Source organism: Neobacillus fumarioli NBRC 102428, assembly GCF_001591485.1.
GTDB classification, from domain to species: Bacteria; Bacillota; Bacilli; order Bacillales; family Cytobacillaceae; genus Neobacillus; species Neobacillus fumarioli.
In genome coordinates this window covers 1-3,875 of the sequence record NZ_BCUZ01000181.1, presented here as the reverse complement: position 1 = coordinate 3,875, position 3,875 = coordinate 1, and the positions used below count along the sequence as shown (strand labels likewise).

General features: G+C 38.7%; 3 protein-coding genes and 2 pseudogenes. 1 reads left to right on the top strand and 4 read right to left on the bottom strand.

Annotation, left to right across the window (positions count from 1 at the left end; all coding sequences use genetic code 11):
• Positions 1-123: 123 nt before the first annotated feature.
• Together BFU02S_RS15090 and ftsZ are read right to left on the bottom strand one after the other, a co-directional pair.
• On the bottom strand, positions 124-1,107 hold the full coding sequence (locus BFU02S_RS15090) for a proline dehydrogenase family protein (protein ID WP_066372407.1): 984 nt from the start codon (positions 1,105-1,107) through the stop codon (positions 124-126).
• Between the two features lie 419 nt (positions 1,108-1,526).
• Positions 1,527-2,443, bottom strand: a pseudogene (gene ftsZ / locus BFU02S_RS15085) (cell division protein FtsZ); the annotation flags it as partial.
• Between the two features lie 314 nt (positions 2,444-2,757).
• On the opposite strand from ftsZ, the gene BFU02S_RS15080 reads away from it, so the two are divergent.
• Entirely contained in the window at positions 2,758-3,273 is a 516-nt protein-coding gene (locus BFU02S_RS15080) for a methylated-DNA--[protein]-cysteine S-methyltransferase (protein WP_066372405.1), read from the top strand.
• A 222-nt stretch (positions 3,274-3,495) separates the two neighbouring features.
• Here the strand turns inward: BFU02S_RS15080 and BFU02S_RS16545 are convergent.
• Positions 3,496-3,612: pseudogene (locus tag BFU02S_RS16545) on the bottom strand (DUF3626 domain-containing protein); the annotation flags it as partial.
• 5 nt (positions 3,613-3,617) lie between these two features.
• Positions 3,618-3,875: PEP-utilizing enzyme (locus BFU02S_RS15075; RefSeq protein ID WP_157075960.1), on the bottom strand; the 258-nt coding region annotated here is incomplete at its 5' end.

Sequence of the window (3,875 nt, the reverse complement as noted above, 5' to 3'; positions counted from 1 at the left end):
TCGTCGCTCTTCTCGCCGATTAAGCCTCCGCTCTCGTCGTTCAAGCCGCTAAGTTAAAGGAACTCAATTTAACGAAATAAAGCACCCTTTTTTTATGGGTGCTTTTTCCTTAACAATATTGCTTTATCGGCGTTTTTTCTTAGAAGCTTTGCTCATCCTGCCTAATAAAAATGCGCCAGCGGCTACGCCAATCATAGTGTTGGTTTTTTTATTAAATACTTGCTTAACTACCAAGTTTAAATTTTGCGGTCTTTCTGCAAGGCGGCGCATAAAATAGCCATACCAATCGTTGCCAAAAGGAACATAGGTACAGAAATTGTAGCCTTCTTTCGCCAATTTTAATTGCAGATCTTTACGGAATCCGTACAGCATTTGGAATTCAAATTTATCTTTTGATATATTGTGCTTTTTAACAAATTCCTTTACATGATTAATGATGCGATGGTCATGGGTGGCAATAGAAGTAAATTTACCGTTTAATAGATGCCATTCCGTTAATTTAATAAAGTTGGCATCAATCTCCTTCTTATCTTGGTAAGCGATTTCTTCAGGCTCTTTATAAGCTCCTTTTACGATTCTGAGACGGAAATTTTTATATTTCTCCAGATATTTTTGCGCATCATGGAAATAGGCCTGAATGACTGTACCAATATTATCATATTCCATTGACAGTTCATCTAATAGTTCAAAGGTTTGCGGCAAATGACTGTGATCTTCCATATCGAAGTTGACAAACATGTCATAACCATGAGCCTTATCTACAATTTCTCTTAAGTTACTTAAACAAAATGAATAATCTATATCAAGCCCTAATTGTGTTGGTTTTAAGGAAATATGGGCATCCACATTATTTTCATGAATCGCTTCAATCACTTTAAGAATATTTTCTTTTGCTTCTTCTGCCTCTTCCTTCTTGAAAACAAACTCTCCAAGATTATCAACCGTACAAGAAATTCCATGCGCATTAAGTTCTTTCATACTCTTAATCGCTTCATCAATATTCGTTCCAGCAACAACACTTTGTGCTCCTAATTTTAACCCATATTTCTTAGCTGCATTATTTAAAAGTTGATTTTGTGACAGTCCGATAAAAAAGTCCTTTAACATAGCTGATGCTCCTTATTGATGGATTTACAACATTATTATAGCATACGCTTTCAAGAATCATTAATTTGAGAAAATTTCAACTTCAAAGAAAACCTCGAGCCGCTGGCGCCCGGAGCTGGACAATTCTCGAAGTCGAAATTACACTTTCTTATCTTTTGAAAAAGGCTGCTCGATCATTTCCGAGCAGCCTTTTTCAATTCAATATTATTGGCGATTTCTGTTTCGATTACGCAGGAAGGTTGGAATATCTAGCAAATCTTCCGTATCCAGCCGATCCTGTTTGTTTTCAGAATCCTGCCGTTGTACTCGGTCATGATTCCTATGATCTTCCTGCTCTATCTCTTCAAACCGAGGTCTTAAAGGAGATTTTGGTTTGATGGATGCTTCGCGGGAACGATGATCCTCGGATGCATCTTTATCCGTAAAACCAGTGGCAATCACTGTAATCATAATTTCATCTTTCAAGCTTTCATTTATGATCGAGCCAAAAATCATGTTCAAGTCCTTATCTGCTGCGGATGCAACTATATCTGCTGCTTCCTGAACTTCGTAAAGACTTAAATTGGTCCCGCCTGTTATATTCATGAGCACACCTTGTGCTCCGTCGATCGAAGTTTCAAGTAACGGACTGGAGATCGCCTTCTTAGCAGCTTCCACTGCCCGGCCTTCTCCCTTGGTTCGACATAATCGTTTTCACATCGGCAAAATCAAGGTTGATTAACCCTGGAACAGCAATTAAATCAGAGATCCCTTTTACCCCTTGGCGAAGGACATTATCCGCTTCTCTAAATGCTTCAACCATCGGAGTTCTTTTATCAACAATCTGCAGAAGGCGGTCATTCGGTACAATAATTAACGTGTCCACCGCTTCCTTCATTAATTTAATTCCATTTGCAGCATTTACTGCCCGCTTATGACCTTCAAACTTAAATGGCCGTGTAACTACTCCAATTGTTAACGCTCCAAGCTGATGAGCAATCTGGGCAATCGCGGGTGCCGCACCTGTTCCTGTGCCGCCGCCCATACCAGCGGTAACAAATACCATATCAGCACCTTTTAAAGCCTCTTCGATTTCTCTTCTGCTTTCCTCTACAGCTTTTCGGCCGATTTCCGGATTTGCCCCTGCTCCAAGTCCTTTTGTTAATGTTGCACCAATTTGCATCTTGATTTCGGCCTTTGATAGTTTCAAAGCTTGTGCGTCGGTATTAACAGCAATGAATTCTACTCCTTGGACGCCGTCTTCAATCATCCGGTTTACCGCATTATTGCCACCGCCGCCGACCCCAATTACTTTTATTCTCGCTACTTGATCTATATTCATATCAACATCCCACATGAAAGGTTACCTCCTGGTTTTGTCTAAATTGATATATATTTCAAAAAATAATCCTGCTTTTTTATAGAATTCGAGACTTTTTGTCTCCGATTAATATTTTACCAAGATAACGAACATTTTTATATAGTGGAAAGGATTTATTTCGAACATTTTCGACCTATTTTTCCTCTCTCTGAGAAACTTTTCTCAATTATGACATAATCGCTAATGACTTCAAAAATATATGCAATCTTTTTGGTATAAAACTTAAAATGGAACATGTTTTCGGTGTATACTAAAAAGAAAGAGAATTTCGGAGGAAGGTTGGGACCAAGTTGAATCAAACCGTTTATTGGAGTTTACTAAATGTTGGCCACTGGAATATATACCTTGCTGCGACAGCCAAAGGGCTTTGCTATGTTGGATCGCAAAATAAAGATTTCGCTGAATTAGCAGAATGGGTGACAAAAAAACTGCCTGATTACAGGCTTGAGAAAAATGATGAGAACTTACAGCCTTATGCCGAACAATATATTGAATATTTTCGCGGAGAACGAAAGGATTTTTCTTTTCCTGTAGATTTTCATGGAACGCCATTTCAAAGATCCGTTTGGCATATGCTAATGGAAATTCCTTATGGAAAGACTTATTCCTATTCTGAAGTGGCTGAAAAGCTGCAAATACCTAATTCCGTCCGCGCTGTAGCGGGAGCAATTGGTGCTAATCCCATTTTAATTTCCATCCCTTGCCACCGAGTGGTTGGGAAAAATGGAAAGTTAACCGGTTTTCGCGGTGGATTAGAGATGAAAGAACAGCTTCTACGATTGGAAAAATCTTCATTTCTCATATAATATATCCTAACAATGCAAGATTTAAGGGATTCAGTCGACAAAACGAGGATATCATCCGTAATCAAGACCTAGATTTTAGAAAGTCATAAAAAATAAAGGGCAATACATATTAGTCATGTATAATATGTATCGCCCATTTACTTCTTGCTCAAGAATCACGCCTGATTGTGGAAGATCAAGATAATTATTGATTGCTACTTTAGCTCGTAGAACTAACGCTTCCTTTGACAGGAGTGCAGCCAATATCATGTCAAATTCTTTATAAGTGCCCTTTTCTTTTGGGTCTTGATGCGAATCTAAATAGGTGTAGGTAGAACGATATGAAACCCTCGGGGATAAAAAGCTTAAATTTGGGTGGGTTTATCTAGTATTTGTACATACCCTTGAGTTCCGTCTACTCTAATATAATCACCATTTTTTATAACTTTTGTGGCGTTATCGATTCCAACGACAGATGGTATGCCATATTCGCGGGCTACCACTGCTCCATGTGTCATCATTCCACCAACTTCCATAACCAAAGCCTTTGCAGAATGAAATAATGGAGTCCATCCTGGGTCAGTAAATGGTGCAATCATAATTTCTCCTTCGTTTAGATTTGC